The sequence below is a fragment of the Microcoleus sp. PH2017_34_RAT_O_A genome, from assembly GCF_020737885.1.
GTDB lineage: Bacteria > Cyanobacteriota > Cyanobacteriia > Cyanobacteriales > Microcoleaceae > Microcoleus.
Map to the genome: position 1 here is coordinate 15,057 of NZ_JAEQDD010000044.1, position 17,663 is coordinate 32,719.

Annotated in this window: 16 protein-coding genes and 2 pseudogenes; 11 read left to right on the forward strand and 7 right to left on the reverse strand. The window is 45.0% G+C overall.

Annotated features, from left to right (window positions below; all coding sequences use genetic code 11):
• Positions 1–41: 41 nt before the first annotated feature.
• From JGK11_RS16345 to JGK11_RS16380, 8 genes and pseudogenes are all read left to right on the forward strand, one after another.
• Positions 42–1,172 (forward strand): ABC transporter ATP-binding protein, encoded by a 1,131-nt coding sequence (locus JGK11_RS16345; protein ID WP_293184958.1) that lies wholly within the window; start codon positions 42–44, stop codon positions 1,170–1,172.
• Positions 1,173–1,291: 119 nt separating this feature from the next.
• Complete coding sequence (locus tag JGK11_RS16350; protein ID WP_293184957.1) at positions 1,292–1,867, forward strand: IS607 family transposase; 576 nt, start codon at positions 1,292–1,294, stop codon at positions 1,865–1,867.
• 10 nt (positions 1,868–1,877) lie between these two features.
• On the forward strand, positions 1,878–2,936 hold the full coding sequence (locus tag JGK11_RS16355; RefSeq protein ID WP_293198232.1) for a transposase: 1,059 nt from the start codon (positions 1,878–1,880) through the stop codon (positions 2,934–2,936).
• Between the two features lie 3 nt (positions 2,937–2,939).
• Positions 2,940–3,071 (forward strand): hypothetical protein, encoded by a 132-nt coding sequence (locus JGK11_RS16360; protein ID WP_293212283.1) that lies wholly within the window; start codon positions 2,940–2,942, stop codon positions 3,069–3,071.
• A gap of 23 nt (positions 3,072–3,094) precedes the next feature.
• Positions 3,095–4,167 (forward strand): annotated as a pseudogene (locus tag JGK11_RS16365) (spermidine/putrescine ABC transporter substrate-binding protein).
• A 94-nt stretch (positions 4,168–4,261) separates the two neighbouring features.
• A pseudogene (locus JGK11_RS16370) lies at positions 4,262–5,327 on the forward strand (extracellular solute-binding protein).
• Between the two features lie 205 nt (positions 5,328–5,532).
• Entirely contained in the window at positions 5,533–6,444 is a 912-nt protein-coding gene (locus JGK11_RS16375) for an ABC transporter permease (RefSeq protein WP_293184952.1), read from the forward strand.
• A gap of 172 nt (positions 6,445–6,616) precedes the next feature.
• The gene (locus JGK11_RS16380) at positions 6,617–7,462 is read left to right on the forward strand and encodes an ABC transporter permease (protein WP_293212284.1); all 846 of its coding nucleotides are present in this window, start codon (positions 6,617–6,619) and stop codon (positions 7,460–7,462) included.
• A gap of 407 nt (positions 7,463–7,869) precedes the next feature.
• On the opposite strand, the gene JGK11_RS16385 is transcribed toward JGK11_RS16380, so the two are convergent.
• Positions 7,870–8,697: a fatty acid desaturase gene (locus tag JGK11_RS16385; RefSeq protein ID WP_293212285.1), complete on the reverse strand. Its 828-nt coding sequence runs from the start codon at positions 8,695–8,697 to the stop codon at positions 7,870–7,872.
• A 363-nt stretch (positions 8,698–9,060) separates the two neighbouring features.
• Positions 9,061–9,873, reverse strand: a complete 813-nt coding sequence (locus JGK11_RS16390; protein WP_293184949.1) for an acyl-CoA desaturase — start codon at positions 9,871–9,873, stop codon at positions 9,061–9,063.
• A gap of 80 nt (positions 9,874–9,953) precedes the next feature.
• Between JGK11_RS16390 and JGK11_RS16395 the strand changes: the two genes are divergently transcribed.
• Positions 9,954–11,186, forward strand: coding sequence for a methionine gamma-lyase family protein (locus JGK11_RS16395; protein WP_293184948.1), 1,233 nt, complete (start codon positions 9,954–9,956; stop codon positions 11,184–11,186).
• Between the two features lie 134 nt (positions 11,187–11,320).
• Here JGK11_RS16395 and JGK11_RS16400 read toward each other — a convergent pair whose 3' ends face one another.
• The 5 genes from JGK11_RS16400 to JGK11_RS16420 all read right to left on the reverse strand — a co-directional run bounded on the left by JGK11_RS16400 (position 11,321) and on the right by JGK11_RS16420 (position 16,389).
• Positions 11,321–12,058 carry a DevA family ABC transporter ATP-binding protein gene (locus JGK11_RS16400; RefSeq protein ID WP_293184946.1) on the reverse strand — a complete coding sequence of 246 codons (738 nt, stop codon included), beginning with the start codon at positions 12,056–12,058 and terminating at the stop codon, positions 11,321–11,323.
• A 178-nt stretch (positions 12,059–12,236) separates the two neighbouring features.
• Complete coding sequence (gene devC, locus JGK11_RS16405; RefSeq protein WP_293184944.1) at positions 12,237–13,391, reverse strand: ABC transporter permease DevC; 1,155 nt, start codon at positions 13,389–13,391, stop codon at positions 12,237–12,239.
• Positions 13,392–13,641: 250 nt separating this feature from the next.
• Positions 13,642–14,280 carry a Vat family streptogramin A O-acetyltransferase gene (locus tag JGK11_RS16410; protein ID WP_293184942.1) on the reverse strand — a complete coding sequence of 213 codons (639 nt, stop codon included), beginning with the start codon at positions 14,278–14,280 and terminating at the stop codon, positions 13,642–13,644.
• A 14-nt stretch (positions 14,281–14,294) separates the two neighbouring features.
• Entirely contained in the window at positions 14,295–15,797 is a 1,503-nt protein-coding gene (locus JGK11_RS16415; protein ID WP_293212286.1) for an efflux RND transporter periplasmic adaptor subunit, read from the reverse strand.
• 7 nt (positions 15,798–15,804) lie between these two features.
• A complete protein-coding gene (locus JGK11_RS16420) occupies positions 15,805–16,389 on the reverse strand; it encodes a TetR/AcrR family transcriptional regulator (protein ID WP_293191726.1) in 585 nt (194 codons plus the stop codon).
• A 325-nt stretch (positions 16,390–16,714) separates the two neighbouring features.
• Here JGK11_RS16420 and JGK11_RS16425 point away from each other — a divergent pair, with 325 nt between their 5' ends.
• Positions 16,715–17,176 (forward strand): GNAT family N-acetyltransferase, encoded by a 462-nt coding sequence (locus tag JGK11_RS16425; RefSeq protein WP_293184939.1) that lies wholly within the window; start codon positions 16,715–16,717, stop codon positions 17,174–17,176.
• 52 nt (positions 17,177–17,228) lie between these two features.
• Positions 17,229–17,600 carry a DUF2237 domain-containing protein gene (locus JGK11_RS16430; RefSeq protein ID WP_293184938.1) on the forward strand — a complete coding sequence of 124 codons (372 nt, stop codon included), beginning with the start codon at positions 17,229–17,231 and terminating at the stop codon, positions 17,598–17,600.
• The last annotated feature ends 63 nt before the right edge of the window (positions 17,601–17,663 follow it).

The window sequence follows — 17,663 nt, forward strand, 5'->3', positions numbered from 1 at the left end:
CTGTATTAAAATAGCGTGCATTACCCCAGGAACGGGCGAATATGTTTCAGACAGCACTCAACCAAGGTACGACAGCAAAGGATACAGCGCTTGACGTTGAACTCCGCAAGGTCTTTAAGGTATTTAATGGCGAAACCGCAGTCCGCGGAGTTGACCTCAGCATTCGTCAAGGAGAATTTTTTAGCATTCTCGGGCCCTCCGGCTGCGGTAAGACTACCACGCTGCGCTTAATCGCTGGGTTCGAGACTCCCTCGGCGGGCGAATTGATGATTCGCGGCCAGTCGATGACCAATACTCCAGCTTACCGCCGTCCGGTAAATACTGTGTTTCAAAGCTACGCCCTGTTCGGACACATGAATGTCTGGGACAATATCGCTTTTGGATTGCGGATTAAAAAGCTGGGGAAATCGGAAGTAGAAGAACGGGTACGGGAAGCTTTGCAATTGGTGAAAATGGAATCTTTCGCCAACAGGTTTCCGGGTCAAATGTCGGGCGGCCAGCAGCAGCGGGTGGCTTTGGCGAGAGCTCTGGTAAATCGACCGGCGGTTCTGCTGCTGGACGAACCGCTGGGAGCTCTGGATTTGAAGTTGCGGAAGCAGATGCAGTTGGAATTGTCGAATTTGCATCAAGAGTTGGGTTTGACTTTTGTGATGGTGACTCACGACCAAGAAGAGGCGATGAGTCTTTCTAACCGGATTGCGGTGATGCACGAGGGCAGGATTGAGCAAATTGGTTCGCCTGAAGAAATTTATGAGTGCCCGCAGACGGCTTTTGTGGCGGATTTTATTGGGGATACGAATTTGTTTTCTGGTACGGTGGAGGCGATCGACCGATCGACTATTACAGTTCGCACATCAGCCAATCTGAAAATAGTCGTTCAGCAGTCGGATATGTGGAATGGTGTCATCGGTGACTCTGTGGTGGTTAGCGTCCGGCCTGAAAAAGTATATTTGAATCTCTACCAGCCGGAATTGTCGGTTAACTGTTTTGAAGGGCGGCTCAAAAATATCATGTACATGGGCACTCACGTTCATTACGTGGTTGAATTGGCGTCGGGCGATAAAATTACGGTGCGCCAACCCAATACGGGCGGTTCTTTCCCAGACCCGCAGACGCCGATTTATGCTTACTGGGGAACTACTGATTGTCTCGCTTTGGGCGATCGATCCTAACGATGGAGAGGGGGAGAAAGGGAGAAAGGGAGAAAGGGAGAGGGGAGAGGGGTTGACGCACAGTATCAATTTTTCTAACAATCATTCACATACACTACTAGATGGGTGATATTTGGTGAATGGCATACATACCACTTAGAAAGGCTGTCGAATTTCTAGGTCTGCATCCAAACACGTTAAGGAAGTACGCAGATGAAGGGCAGATTAAATCAATCAAAAATGGAGCAGGGCAACGCCTTTACGACGTTGACTCATACCAAAAAGATGGAAGCATCTGCTCAATCATCTGCTACTGCCGAGTCAGTAGTACCAAACAAAAAGACGATCTTGCTAGACAAGTCGAATTCATGCGACAGCGATACCCCGACTCGGAAATCATCCAAGACATCGGCTCTGGACTCAATTTCAAAAGAAAAGGACTGCAAGCCTTACTGGTCAGATTTATGCGCCCAGATCAGCTCACGATTGTTGTTGCCTGTAGAGACAGATTGTGTAGATTCGGATTTGAACTATTCGAGTTCATGGCAAAACAAAACGGTGGAGAAATCGTGGTTCTCTCAAATCCTGTTCACGCGAGCGAATCCGAACTTACAGCCGATCTTCTTGCCATCCTTCACGTGTTTAGTTGCCGAATGCACGGTCTTAGAAGCTACAGCCAGAAAATCAAAGAAGATCCGACTATTCCTAAGCCCTGAACAAAAGGCAATGCTCAAACAATGGTTTGGAGTTAGTCGTTTTGTCTACAACGCAACTATCAAATACTTGCAGCAACCAGGCACTAAAGCCAATTGGATGTCAATTAAAACGGAAATACTCAATGGGCTGCCTGATTGGGCAAAACCTGTACCGTTTCAAATTAAATCTATTGCCATTAAAGATGCTTGTGGTGCCGTCAAAAAAGCCAAAGCAGATTTCAAGAAAACTGGCAAGATTTGTAGCTGCAAGTTTCGCAGTCGAAAAGATACAAAACAGTCTGTTTATATTCCGAAGTCTGCTATTGGGACGAAAGGAATTTATCCGACAAAATTGGGTCAGTCAAAGCTGAAAGAGGCATTACCCAAAGGCTTCAGTGATGGACGATTGACCCTTGCCTATGGCGAGTATTACATTGTTGTATCTGAAGAAGTGCAACCACGTCAGACCGATAACCAAGGTCGCGTGGTTGCCTTAGACCCCGGTGTTAGAACGTTCATGACTTTCTTTTCTGAGTCATCTTATGGATGGGTTGGGAATGATTCTAATCTTTTGATCCAAAAGTTGTGTTTCAGGTTAGACAAGTTGATCTCAAGGATGAGTAAAACGAATAGCCCGCAACGCAAAAGATTCAAGAAAGCAGCGGACAGATTAAAGTCTAAGATTCAACATCTTGTCAAAGAGTTGCATCACAAGACTGCTAAGTTTTTAGTTGATAATTTTGACGTGATATTAATTCCATCCTTTGAGTCGTCTCAGATGGTGAGCAAGTCACGTCGCAAGATTCGCTCTAAAACTGTTCGTCAAATGCTGACTCTGAGTCATTACCAGTTTAAAAAACATCTAGAGTGGAAAGCTTGGGAGCAAGGCAAAGTTGCTTTAACTTCTATCAACGAAGCTTACACTTCAAAGACTGTTTCATGGACTGGAGAAGTCAAAAAGATTGGTGGTAGCAGAATGATCAAAGATTCTGATGGAAATCAGATGAACCGAGATCTAAATGGTGCTCGTGGGATCTTCCTTCGGGCATTGGTTGATACGCCTTGGTTGAAAAGCTGTTTAGCGATTTAACTTATGTGTTTGTTAGTAAACGTTAGCAAAAAAGTATCGGAAGAATTCCCAATTACCAATTCCCAATTCCCAATTACCAATTCCCAATTCCCAATTCCCAATTCCCAATCCTCAATTCCCCAATCTAAAATCTAAAATCTAAAATCTAAAATCAAACTGTGCCTCCGACTAATCTACCAATTTCCAGGTTTTGCAGGGCTAATTCTACACGCCGTCAGTTCCTAAAAAATTCGGCGGCGACAATTTCCGGGTTAGCCCTTTCCAGTTGCGGCTGGCGGCTTGCAGACGTACAATCACCGATAAAGCTTTGCTCGATCGCTTTGCTGAAAAAACCGGCATTCGCGTAGTCGCCGACGTGTTAGACTCCACGGAAACAATGCTGGCGAGACTTAAAGTCGGTGTTCCCCAGGTCTACAGCATCATTTACCCGTCAGACTACATGGTGATGCAGATGAAAAAACTCGGGATGCTAACTCAATTAGACCGATCGATCGTTGGCGGACTAGATCGGCTCAAAAAGCGGTTCCAAAACCCCGTTTACGACCCCGGAAACCGCTACAGCGTGCCTTTTAGTTGGGGGACAACTGGATTGATTTACAACAGCGAACAGTTCAAAGAACCTCCCGAAGATTGGAGTTATTTGTGGAAACGCAAACAGGAATTGGCAAGGCGAATGACTCTGCTAAACGACGTTAGAGAAGTAATGGGCGCGACGCTGCGGATGCTGGGTTATTCTCTCAATTCTACAAGCCAACAACAAGTTAAAAAAGCCTATGAAAAATTAGAAGAACTCAAATCGGCGATCGCTTCTTTTACCACAGATGCTTGGCGATCGCAAATGCTGACAGGAGAGTTGAAAGTAGCAATGTGCTACTCTTCTGATGCCAATGAAGTAATTGCAAACAACCCTAAATTTCGGTATATTGTGCCGAAAAGCGGATCTGCCCTGTGGACTGACACCTTAGTAATTCCTAATGGAGCACCCAATCCAGACGCAGCTTACAAATGGATTAATTTCATACTGCAAGCTGATGTTGCGGCTTCCCTAGTCCAACGATTAGGTTTTGCAACTCCTTTAGAAGATGCTTTTTATTTGCTGACTCCAAAAGTTCGCAAAAACAAAATTCTTTTTCCTGCTGAGGCTACTTTAGAAAACTGCGAAGGCGTGGCACCCCTAGGAAAATTTGCAGATGTTTACGATCGTTACTGGACAAAACTAACCAGTATCTAATAGCATCAGTATTAATCTGCGTTTATCTGCGTTTGCTCGAACATCTAAAATCAGCTAATTCCTAAATCCCAAATCTAAAATCCCAATTAGAACTGTGCCTCCGACAAATCTACCAATTTCCAGGATTTTCCCGGCTAATTCTACACGCCGTCAGTTCCTAAAAAATTCGGCGGCGACAATTTCCGGGTTAGCCCTTTCCAGTTGCGGCTGGCGGCTTGCAGACGTACAATCAAGCTTTGCTCGATCGCTTTGCTGAAAAAACCGGCATTCGCGTAGTCGCCGACGTGTTTAGCTCCAACGAAGAGATGCTGGCTAGAGTTCAAGCCGGTGGCGGCCGCGCCTACAGCATCATTTACCCGTCTGACTACATGGTGGTTCAGATGACGGAACTGGGGCTGTTGACTCCATTAGACCACTCAATTTTGGGCGGACTCGATCGACTAAAAAAACAGTTTCAAAACCCTGTATACGACCCAGGAAACCGCTACAGCGTTCCTTTGAGCTGGGGAACCACAGGCTTGATTTACAACAGCGAACAACTTAAAGAAGCTCCTGAAGATTGGAGCTATTTGTGGCAACACAAAAAAGAGTTAGCAAGGCGAATGACGCTAGCGAGCGATGTTCGAGAAGTCATGGGCGCTGCGTTGCGAATGCTGGGCTATTCTCTGAATTCTACGAACCAAGATCAAGTTAAACAAGCTTACGCAAAGCTGGTGGAGCTCAAACCTGCGATCGCATCTTTTACGACAGACGCTTGGCGGCCGCAAATGCTTACAGGGGATTTGAAGCTAGCCATGTGCTATTCTTCTGATGCCAATGAAGTCATTTCAGATAACGACAAATTGAAGTATGTCGTGCCCAAAAGCGGTTCTTCTCTGTGGACTGATACTTTAGTAATTCCCAAAGGTGCTCCCAATCCAGATGCAGCTTATAAGTGGATTAACTTTATGTTGCAAGCGGATGTCGCTGCTTCTTTAGTCGAACGGCTCAGTTTTTCAACTCCTTCGGAAGATGCTTATAGTTTGCTGACGCCGGAAGTTCGCGAAAACGAGCTTCTTTTCCCTTCGGAAGCTGTTTTGAAAAATTGCGAAGGTGTGGCTCCAGTAGGGAAATTTATGGAAGTGTACGATCGCTATTGGACTAAATTAACCGCTGGTTAACCCTAACCTGTAGGAGCAAATTTGACCAACAATCTCTGACTCTCGCCCCCACAGTCGATCGCCCGCATCAATTTTTCCGACAATAAGTCGATCTGGTACATTTAGATTTACCGTTGGGTGGGGGCGGGTTTATACGAATTCGGGCTTTGAAATTAAAGATTTTGGTGAACCCGCCCCTACCGCTCAAAAATCCAAACTATTATTTATGGCTGTTTCTACCAAAGCTCCCCCTCCGATTCCTCCCACTGCTCCAGTCAAGCCTGAAAGCGTCCCCCCATGGTCAAAGTGGACAGGCCCGCTGGCATTGCTCGGCCCTTCTGGCTTGTTCCTGGTTTTATTATTAGTAATACCAACTCTGGTGATTTTTCAACTTAGCTTGGTGCCGAATATTAAGCCGGGAGATTTGGTAAATCCTTCGGGAATCGGCAACTACCTGCGGGTGTTTGAGCCGCTGAATTTGCAGGTGATGGGTCGATCGCTCTTTTTTGCCACCGGAACGACTATTCTGTGTTTACTGCTGGGATTTCCCGTCGCTTACTGGATCGCGCTCAATGTCTCGCCCAAGTGGCGGAATTTAACGTTATTGGGCTTTGTGTTGCCGCTGTGGACTTCTTCGCTGTTGCGATCGTATGCTTGGATTACAATTCTGCGTCCTACGGGCGTTCTCAACTCGCTCCTGGGACTTTTGGGCATCCCTCCTCTAGAATTGTTAAATCAAAGTTCCGCCGTTCTAATCGGCATGGCTTACAGCTATTTGCCCTATATCGTAACCATTCTCTACGCTTCCTTGGAAAAGCTCGATCGCAGATTGCTAGAAGCATCTCAGGATTTGGGCGCGAATCCACTAGAAACTTTCTGGAAAGTGACAGTACCCCAGACAATGCCGGGGATTGCAGCGGGTTCTTTGCTAGTATTTATTAGCTGTTTGGGCGATTTTGTCGATCCGGAGTTGCTTGGTGGAGCTTCGAGCATGACGGCAGCTCGTTTAATTTACAATCAGTTTTTGGGGGCGACTCAAAATTGGGGGCTAGGTTCGGCTCTGAGTATGGTATTAATTTTTGCAGTGAGTATCGGAATTGCTCTTTTACTCAAATATGGCGATCGTAATGCAGTTTAGTCAGTTGACAGTTGACAGTTGACAGTTGACAGTTGACAGTTGTCATTAGTCATTAGTCATTAGTCATTAGTCATTAGTTAGTTGCTACAAATTCTCTTCAAATCGATGCCCGATGCCCGATGCCCGATGCCCAATTCCCAATTCCCAATTACAAATTCCCGATTAACGAGATATGGAAAATACCGCCGACAATCCACAGGAGGAAATACAACCCGATATGTACTTAAAACCTAAATTTAAGATTTCTTGGCAGGCAATATTTACCGTTTCGATGTTTTTTTATATGTACCTGCCCATTCTGGTACTCACATTTTACAGCTTTAACAAATCCCGTTTTAGCGCCGGCTGGGAAGGATTTACTTTAGATTGGTACGTTAAATTATTTAGCGATACGCGGATTTTAATTGCCCTGAGAAACAGTTTAACAGTTGCTGTTTGTGCAGTTGCCATCTCCGCTGTACTCGGCACTTTAATGGCCGTTGGTTTAGCCCGCTACCGCTTTCCCGGCAAAAATTTATATCAGGGAGTTTCCTACTTGCCGATTATTATTCCAGATATTGCGAGCGCTGTTGCTACTCTGGTATTTTTAGCGGCGCTAGCTATTCCTCTAAGTTTGTGGACAATTGTCGCCGCCCACGTTGTGTTTTGTCTGGCTTACATCGCTCTAGCTGTTTCTACTAGATTGGCAGATTTAAACCCTTATTTAGAAGAAGCTGCCTTGGATTTGGGTGCAACGCCTGTTGAAGCTTTTATTCAGGTTTTGCTACCTCAATTAATACCTGGAATTGTTTCTGGTTGTCTGCTATCTTTTGTGCTCAGCATGGACGATTTTTTGATTGCGAGTTTCACCGCCGGTAGCGGGACTACAACTCTACCGATGGAAATTTTTAGCCGGATTCGGACTGGTGTGAAGCCTGATATTAATGCTCTGAGCGTGCTGTTGATAGTCGGTTCGGGAGGATTGGCGTTTTTAGCGGAATATTTGCGCGGCAAGGGCGATCAAAAACAGGCTCATTAGTCAGTTGACAGTTGACAGTTGACAGTTGACAGTTGACAGTCGTAGTCGTAGGGTGTGTCGCCACAGAAAATTTCTAACTCAATATCGACAATCGAGCGAGCGACGCACCTTATAGCATTTACAAAATATTTGCGTTAATCCGCGTTAAGGATCGGTTTCCTTAGAAGTTTTCAAAGTGCACCACGCCGATTGACGATCGCAAGCAACGACGTTACTAAGGAATGAAAATTAAATAATTTACACATATTTGTGGGATGGGCGTCCCGCCCATCCCACAAGAACAATAAAAATTGTAAGTTATTTAATTCTCATTCCTAAGGGGGGTGCTAACTAACCGTCAGGTGTTTAGCGTGGAAAATTCTTAATCTGCGTATAGTCAAATTCACACCTGACGCACCCTACAATAACTAACCTTCCGCTCGGGAAGGTGGTAATTTCACCTTACTAGCCAAACCTAATGCTTCCAAGACTTGAATTGTTACCCAAGTAAAGTCAAATTCCCACCACTGCATACCGTGACGGGCAGAGTATTGATAAGCGTGGTGGTTGTTGTGCCAGCCTTCCCCGTAAGTCAAAACTGCAACCCACCAACAGTTAGTAGAACTATCTTCGGTTTCGTAAGTGCGGTAGCCAAATTTGTGAGTTGCACTGTTCACAAACCAAGTGCAGTGATATACCAAAACTAAGCGGGCAAAGATTACCCAAACTACAAATGACCAGCCTGCTACGAAGTAAAGCAACACGCCAAAGACGATTTGCATCGGGAGAAAGTAGTTTTGCAAAAATCGGTAAAATGGATCGCTCGAAATGTCTTTTGTGCAGCGGGGAATTTCAGCGTGCGCCGGGCCTTTATACAGCATCCAGCCGAGGTGACTCCACCAAAAACCATTCTGGGCGTTGTGAGGGTCGATCGCATTTTGGTCTGAGTGGGTGTGGTGCAAACGGTGCAGCCCAACCCAATCAATTATTCCTCCTTGACAGGCCAGGGCTCCGCAAAATGCTAGAAAGTATTCTACGAATTTTGGTGCCTGAAAACTGCGGTGGGTGAGCATACGATGCCATCCGAGAGTTATTCCCAAACCGCCGGTGATCCAGTGCATGAATACTGTTAAACCAACTGCTGTCCAGTTGAAGTTACTGGGTAGCAGTGCGAACAAAGCGCCGATATGCAGTCCTGCTAAACTAATAACGTGCTTCCAATTGTATTGGAGTTTTTCTTGCGTTGCTATTGTCATTCTTTTTTTGATTAGTGATGAGATGCTGACGGGGATTCACGCATAATAGTTTGGATTGAGCAGTAAACTTTTTTGGTGCACACTTGCCCAAACGAATCAAAAATGAATGAATTATAGATTTAGGATGAAACTTGAAAAATTTACGGTTTAATTTTGAAAATAAAACTTTTGGCTGCTAAACAAAAATTTTTCTTCCCAAATCTATTATAACTGATTATGGTTTTGGTTGGGTCGATCGCACAAGATGATTCAATCTCAGTTCAACCCAACCTTTAGCGATCGCAAAAACAGGATTAGGCATTGGTCACGAGCCATTAGTCCAGAACTGATGACCGACAACCAATGACTAAATTGCCGATCGCCCTATTTTTCTGCTAACTTCACTTTGGTAGCTAAACCCAGCGATTCCAGCAGTTGAATTGTCATCCAAGTGATGTCGATTTCCCACCATTGGAGACCGTGACGAGCAGAGTATTGGAAGGCGTGGTGGTTGTTGTGCCAACCTTCGCCGTAGGTGAGGACAGCAACCCACCAGCAGTTAGTAGAGCCATCGCCCGACTCATAGGTGCGGTAGCCGAATTTGTGGGTAGCGCTGTTAACCAGCCAAGTGCAGTGGAACACCACCACAATCCGCATAAACACTCCCCAAACCACGAAAGACCAGCCACCTAATAAATAAAGCAACACACCGAAGACAACTTGGATGGGGATAAAATATGCTTGGAGAAACTTGTATACTGGGTCGTCGCCAATGTCTTTTGTAAAGCGGGGGATTTGAACTCTCATCGGCAAATCTGAGATCATCCAACCCATGTGGCTCCACCAGAAGCCTTGATTAGAATCGTGGGGATCTTCTTCGGTGTCGGAATGGATGTGGTGTAACCGGTGCATTCCTACCCAGTCGATCGGGCCGCCTTCACAGGACAGAGTACCGCAAATAACTAGAAAATACTCTAGCCATTTCGGTGTTTGAAAACTACGGTGGGTAACGAGGCGGTGAAATCCGAGAGTAATTCCTAAACCACCTGTTACCCAGTGCAGGAATACTGCTAGGCCGACAGCAGACCAGCTAAAATTACCCGGCAGCAAAGCAAATAGAGCGCCGGTGTGCAGAAAGGCCATAAAGCCTACAACAGGCCAATCAGGAGAAGTTTTTTTGGAAGTTGCAATCGTCATGAAGATATTATGTTTACAAACTAGGGGCCGCATTTACGCGATAATCAGCAGCGCGCACGCAAATGGTGAGCGAGGTATAGATGAATAGCGTTTCACGGCTACAGGAAGCAGAACAGGCACTCTTTCAGATTTTTTCTGGTATTGACGCGACAGTCAAGCAAAATCTTCAACGAGTCTTAAAAGCTTTTCGCAGCCACCGGGTTGGAGTCCACCATTTTGCAGGTGTTACGGGTTACGGCCACGATGATTTAGGGCGGGAGACTTTGGACGGGGTGTTTGCCGAAGTGGTAGGGGCCGAGGCGGCAGCGGTGCGGGTACAGTTTGTTTCGGGTACTCACGCGATCGCCTGTGCTCTGTTTGGCATCCTACGTCCTGGTGACGAAATGTTGGCAGTTGCTGGTTCTCCCTACGATACTTTAGAAGAAGTGATCGGCTTGCGGGGGCAAGGTCAAGGTTCACTTATTGAGTTCGGCATTAGCTACCGTGAGTTGCCTCTAACTCGCGAAGGAACTGTGGATTGGCGGGCACTGAGCTCTGCTATTTCAACAAAAACTCGCCTGGTTTTGATCCAGCGCTCTTGCGGTTATTCTTGGCGATCGAGTCTGTCTATTTCTGAGATTAAAAAAATCGTCGATCTAGTCAAACATCAGAATCGTAACACAATTTGCTTTGTTGATAATTGTTACGGCGAGTTTGTTGATGATTGCGAACCTACTGCTGTGGGTGCAGATCTGATGGCGGGTTCTTTAATCAAAAATCCGGGGGGTACGATCGTCCCTGCGGGCGGTTACGTGGCCGGGAGGGCCGATCTGGTGGAGGCGGCAACTTGTCGCTTGACAGCGCCGGGAATCGGCAGCAGCGGGGGCGCGACTTTTGATTTGAACCGCTTGCTGTTTCAGGGTTTGTTCATGGCCCCGGGGTTTGTGGGCGAGGCGATGAAGGGTAATCATTTGACGGCTTATGTTTTTTATAAGTTGGGTTATCGGGTGAATCCGATTCCTTTGGCGAGGCGCAGGGATGTAATTCAGGCGATCGAATTCGGTTCTGCTGATAAGTTAATTGCTTTCTGTCGGGCGGTGCAGCAAAATTCCCCGGTGGGTTCGTATTTAGATCCCGTGCCGGCGCCGATGCCGGGATACGAGAGTCAGTTGGTGATGGCTGGTGGTACTTTTATTGATGGCAGTACCTCGGAATTTTCCGCAGACGGGCCTCTGCGAGAACCATATGTGGCTTTTTGTCAAGGGGGTACTCATTGGACTCATGTGTCGATCGCCCTTGAGGCTGCGATCGAGGCCGTGGGCCCGGCCAAGTAGCGAATATCTTACAAAAATAATTAGGACGGGCAAGATGCCCATCCCACAATAAAAGAAAATATTGTGGGATGGGCATCTTGCCCGTCCCAAAATTTGATAAAAAGAACTTTTGTAAGAGATTTGTTGACATCTGATTAAGGTCGATCGGCTAAATTTGTGACTAAACGTCCGTCTTCCATGTAGATAATGCGATCGGCAATATCGAGAATCCGATTGTCGTGCGTCACTAGCAAAATCGTACAACCTTGTTCCTTTGCTAGTGTCTGCATGATCTCCACCACATCTCGCCCGGATTGTTTGTCCAAAGCCGCCGTAGGTTCATCAGCTAAGACTATTTTAGGCCGACTGACTAACGCCCGGGCGATCGCCACCCTTTGTTTTTGTCCTCCCGACAGATTTTCTGGGTAATAATTAGCCCGTTCTCCCAAACCAACAGCTTCCAACATGGATATTGACAAAGCATCCATATTCTGATTTAGCATTTCCTTATGTAATTCCAAAGACATCCGCACATTTTGCTTAGCCGTCAAAAACGTCATCAAGTTATGCGCTTGAAAAATATAACCAATTTGCTTTCTCAACTTAGTTAACTGATTCTTACTAGCGCCGCGTATTTCTTCCCCCAGAATATTGAGACTCCCTTCTTGAGCCGAACGCAGGCCGCCTAACATCGTCAGTAAAGTTGTTTTACCCGAACCAGAAGGCCCCGTCATAATTACGATTTCCCCAGAGTTGATATCGAGATTAATATCAAATAAAGCTTGTTTTTTCAGGGAACCTTTACCGAAGTAATGGTTGAGATTTTTGACAGATATTACAGCTTGATTTGTTATGGTTTCGTCGAAGTTGGCGGGAGAGTTTAGGGTTTGCATGGTGATTTTTTGTGTTTTTTCTATAAGTCACGGGCGAGACGCCCGTGCCACAATTAATGGAGGTATTTTGTTTGGTTCTAAGCTGGTACACATTTAATTTTGGCAATCCTGTTTCTTCCATCTCTTGTGGGGTGGGCTTCTAGCCCGCCCAAAAATTAAATTAAAATGCCACAACAGCTTAGAAAATATCTGCCGGATCGGCCGATCGCAATTTCCGCAAAGCCAGCGCCCCAGAACCAGTACACATCACAATCGTCAAACCCAACACAGTAGTCGCTCGATTTGTTGTCATTGCAATTGGCAGCAATGTAGCAGACTGCGCTAGGGAATACAGTCCGTTAGCCAAAACAATTCCCGGCATAAAACCCAAAATAGCTAATAACAAAGCTTCCTGAACTAAAACTCCGACTAAATAGCGATCGCTATATCCCATAGCTTTTAAAGTCGCGTACTCAGCCAAGTGATCGGAAACATCTGAATACAAAATTTGGTAAACAATAATCAAACCAACAATGAATCCGATAATCGTACCAAATCCAAAAATAAAACCAATCGGAGTAGCATTTCCCCAATAAGCCTTTTCAATTTCCGCAAATTCTGCTAAAGTCAGAACTTTCACATCATCCGGCAAAATAGCTTTCAACATTGATTGAACTTTGAGGATGTCAGCCCCCGGTTGCAACTGAATTAAACCCACATCAATTTCATCTGGTTTGCGTTCTGGAAATAAATTCATGAAAGTAGAATCGCTAGCAATGACATTGCCATCAGCCACGAAAGAAGTACCGAGAGTAAATACTCCTCCTACTTGAATATTTCGTTTGTTAAGTTCAGTTTCGAGGGTAGATTGTGTATTAAAAATATTGGCAATTTCCCCATACTCAGGTCTAGAAGCTTGGTCAAATAACACATTATTGAACTTTTGAAGTTGAGCCAAATTCTGATTGACATCTGGCAAAATAAATGTTGTGTTGCCAGGATCTATGCCAAAAATTAAAATTCCTCGCGTAGTGCGGTTTGTGGGATTTCGCCACTGTCCCATCCCAATATATAAAGAAGTGACAGACTTGACTCCCGCGACTCCTTGTGCTTGATAAAGTCGCTCTCTTTTGAACTGTTTTACCGCAGCAAAAGTTTCAAATTGAGGATTGATTAACACTAAATCTGTCTGTAAACTTTCGTGCGGCTTAACAGCAGAATCGAAGAGTGCATCTTGAAAGCCGAGTTGCACAAAAATCAGAATATCTGCAAAGGCAATTCCGGCGATAGCAACAGCGAGGCGGGTTTTTTCTCTGGTTACTTGCAACCAAGCAAGGGGTGTTTTGCGAAACATAATATTTGGGGAATTGGGAATTGGGAATTGGGAATTGGGAATTGGGAATTGGGATAATCCGGTGGGCAGAAACCGGGTTTTTTACGAAGATATTGCATCGTAGCCTTTAATTTCGGTAAAAACCCGGTTTCTTTGTCGGCGAGTGCGGTAATTGGGCTCATCCGGTGGGCAGAAACCGGGTTTTTTGCGAAGATATTGCATCGCAGCCTTTAATATCGGTAAAAAATCCGGTTTCTTTGTCGGCGATTGCCTAAGTCTGATCGGCATTACTCAGCGCTTGAATATCGGATTGCATAATTAAGTTAATATGGCGCGAAATCTTGTCAACTTCCCAATCCCACCAGCGCATTTGTAATAATTGCGCCACCTCAGCATCGCTGAAACGCTGCTTAATTAAACCAGCGGGATTTCCGCCGACAACGGTGTAAGCGGGAACATCTTTTACTACAACAGATTTAGCAGCAATAATTGCACCGTCGCCGATTTTAACTCCCGGCATAATCACCGATTCGTAACCTATCCAAACATCATTACCAATAATTGTATCGCCTTTAGTTGGTAGTTCGATTAATAGATTCATAGCTGTTTCCCAGCCGTTCCCAAAGACTGGAAATGGATAGGTAGAAATGCCATCGAGTTTGTGATTTGCACCGTTCATGATGAATTTGACGTTGGTGGCGATCGCACAAAATTTACCAATAATTAATTTATCACTCCCGTAATTGTAAAGTACGTTTCTATCGAAATTTTCCGGGTCGATCGGATCGTCGTAGTAAGAGTAATCGCCGACAATAATATTGGGCGATTTAATAAAGTTTTTGATAAAGCAAACCCGGCGCTGGTCTACCATCGGATACGGTCGGTTTGGATCTGGCCCCAATTCTCCCATGTTTCTCAATCTCCCTAATTTTGAATTGCTACTTGTACCTGCAAATTTGTCAATCCCGCAACTTTTTTGCTAGCTTCAGGATTCAGGTGAATTTTCACCTCCACAACTCGGCTGTCCAAGTTTTCTCCTGGCTGGTTGCTAAACACGTTTTGCTTGCTGACTTTTAAGCCGATTTCTTTAACAGTTCCCGGCAATTCTCCTGAAAATGCTTGGCTGGTAACACCTGCTTTTTGCCCAACCTTGATTTTGCTGATGTCGGTTTGGTAAACTTCGGCAACGACTACCATTTGCTGAGTTTCTCCTACGTCTGCAATGCCGTCATCACTAATTTTTTCCCCGGCGCGGGTGTGAATCTTGAGGATTTTTCCGGCGTTGGGAGTGCGGATGTAAGCTTGATTTAATTCGGTTTCGGCGCGCTTGACTTGGGCGATGGCGCTGTTGATTTCGGTTTGGGCTGCTTGGATATCTACCGGGCGCACTTCGCCTATTTTGTCGAGAGTTGCTTGGGCTTCTTTTAGTTCTTCGCTGCCACTATTTTTGATGCGCTTAAGTGTTGCTTCTGCTTCTGCTAACTGCTGGATTGCTGTACTGTTAATTCTGGCAAGATTTGCTTCTGCTTCGTTGAGTTGCTGGATTCCTGTACTGTTAATTCGGGTGAGATTTGCTTCGCCTTCTTTAAGCTGCTGCTTGGCCGTACTGTTGATGCGGCTGAGATTTGCTTCGGCTTCTTTAAGTTCCTGGCGACTTGTTTCTAATGACAGTCGTTTGCTGTCCATGACGGAGTTAGAAATTGCGCCTTCGGTAACAAGTTCTTTGTGCCGCAGGTATTCGGTTTGGGCATTATTTGACTCGGCTTTTAATTTGTTAATTGCTGCTGTTTGTGCTGTTTTTTCTCCTTGCCATTGTGCAGTTATGCGACTAATTGTGGCTGTTTGTACTTTTCTTTCTCCTTGCCATTGTGCGGTTATTCTGCTGATGGTTGCTTGCTGTGCGGTTTTTTCTCCTTTCCATTGCGCTTGAATGCGATCGACTGTTGCTTGTTGTGCCGCCTGGTTTCCTTGCAATTGGGCTTCTAGCTTGCCAATTGTCGCAGATTGTGCTGCAAGTTCTCCCGACTTTGCCCCGGCTTTTACCTTTGCTAAACTGGCTTCAGCAACTTTGACTTTTTCTTTGGCTTCGTCTAAAGCAGATTTTAGCCGATCGCCTGCATCCAAAATTGCGATCGACTGCCCTGCTTGGACGCGATCGCCCTCTTTGACTAAAAGCTTCGCCACGCGATCGCCATCCAACGCCTGCGACACCCCCAAGCGAATCACTTCCCCCAGCGGTTCCAGTCTTCCCAAAGCCGTGATTTTCCTGGGCGGCGGTGTTTCTACGGGTAAAGGTTCAGCATTTTTAGCTAAAGATCCAAACTGAGAAATACCGTAAAAAGTTGTACCGATGCTAATAGCAGCGCCAGCAACTACCAATCCCATTACCAATGGATTTTTAGGCTTGATGAAAAATTGAAAATTCATATTCCTCCTAAATGTGCGATTGTTTTTTTTCTAAATAAGCGAGTAATATATTTTTTAATACATTCGCTTGTTCTGTAAAAGATATCCTTTCGCCTTGATAAAATCTTCTTGCCACCAAACCGTCAATATAACAAATGACAAATTTAGCGAGCGCTGGATCGGAGATACCCAGGTAGCAAATGAGTGCCTCTTCATAACGCTTTCCTGCTAGCTGGAGTGCTTGATTGCTATCAATCTCTTTGCGAGTCTTTTGGTGGCAAAACTCGAAGGTAATTAACAGATTCTTCAGCATATAATCTTCAATTCCGCTGAGATAATTCATCAGTTGTTCAACTTTTTCTCCGAGAGTTGGTGGATTTCCTAACTCAGCCAGTGCTTCTTCTTTTGTATCTTCATAGCTCAAATATACAATTAACTGCTCGAACAAACTTTCTTTACTCGGGAAATAGTGGTAAAGGGTTCCTGTAGAAACTCCAATTCCTGAGGCAATTTCTCGCATTGTGACGGAGGAATAGCCTTTTTCGGCAAAAAGCTCAAAACTTTTGTTCAGTAATTCTTTGCGGTACAATTCGCGGTCAACTATTTTTGGCATGGATCGATCTTCAGATTTTTGATTCTAGATCCTAGGTTATCGGAGATTTAAGGGCGATCGACCAAATATTCCTATATCGAACATCCGATATAGTATAACCGACTACAAAAAAAGCTTTTGACGGCTGATATTGGAAAATATAAGTATATCGAACAGTTGTTATAATTAATGTTGCACAGACTACCAGAGCTTGTCAAGGGGTGCAGTAAAATTATCTTTGGAGTCAATTTGTCGCGGCGATTTGAGCCAGAAATCCAAAACACCCCGCCATCAATCTCCACATAAAAGCCCCGAATCGATCGTGGGAATCTGCACCTTAAATCTCATGAAAGTACGAACCTACGAAATCGGCGACACTGAAAAAATTGTCAAACTATTTTACGACACCGTGCACGAAGTAAATATCCGCGATTACACAACAGCCCAAGTAGATGCTTGGGCGCCAGCAGATACCGACATTCAAAAGTGGATGCAAAGTTTAAGCAGTAAATTTACCTTCGTAGCAGCAGAGGGCGATACAATCGCAGGTTTTGGAGAATTAGAAATCAACGGCCATATCGATCGCTTTTACTGTCACAAAGACTTTCAAAGACAAGGAGTTGGGACGCTAATTTTAACACAAATCGAGTTAAAAGCCAAAGAGTTAGGACTTAGAAAGTTATTTACCGAAGCCAGCATTACAGCTCGACTTTTTTTTGAAACCCAGGGATTTATTCTGATTAGAAAACAAGAAGTAGAGCGGAGAGGACAAAAATTTATTAACTTTGCAATGGAAAAAGATATATAAAAAACCACCTTTTGTGTAAAATTAGATCGCAGAGTTGTGTGGAGGAGTTGCGATGGTTACGGAAGCGACAAATGTGCTGGGAACAAAATTAGAAACTTGCTGCACATCGCCCATGACAGGCTATTATCGGGACGGAAAATGCAATACGGGTGGCGGAGATTTAGGGGCTCACACCGTTTGTGCAAAAGTGACAGAAGAGTTTTTGAAGTACACCAAAAGAATGGGAAACGATTTGAGTACCCCGGTTCCCGATTTTAAATTTCCGGGATTGAAGCCAGGGGATTGTTGGTGTTTGTGTGCTTCGCGCTGGAAGGAAGCAATGGATGCTGGATGTGCGCCACTTGTGGTTTTGTCGGCGACTCATGTCTTAACTTTGGAATACGTTTCTTTGAACGAGTTGAAGGAACACGCTGCTGATTTGTAGGAATGTGCGATCGCTTTTAGTCAATAAGGGCGATCGTGCTTTTGGGATCAATACCAAATTTAT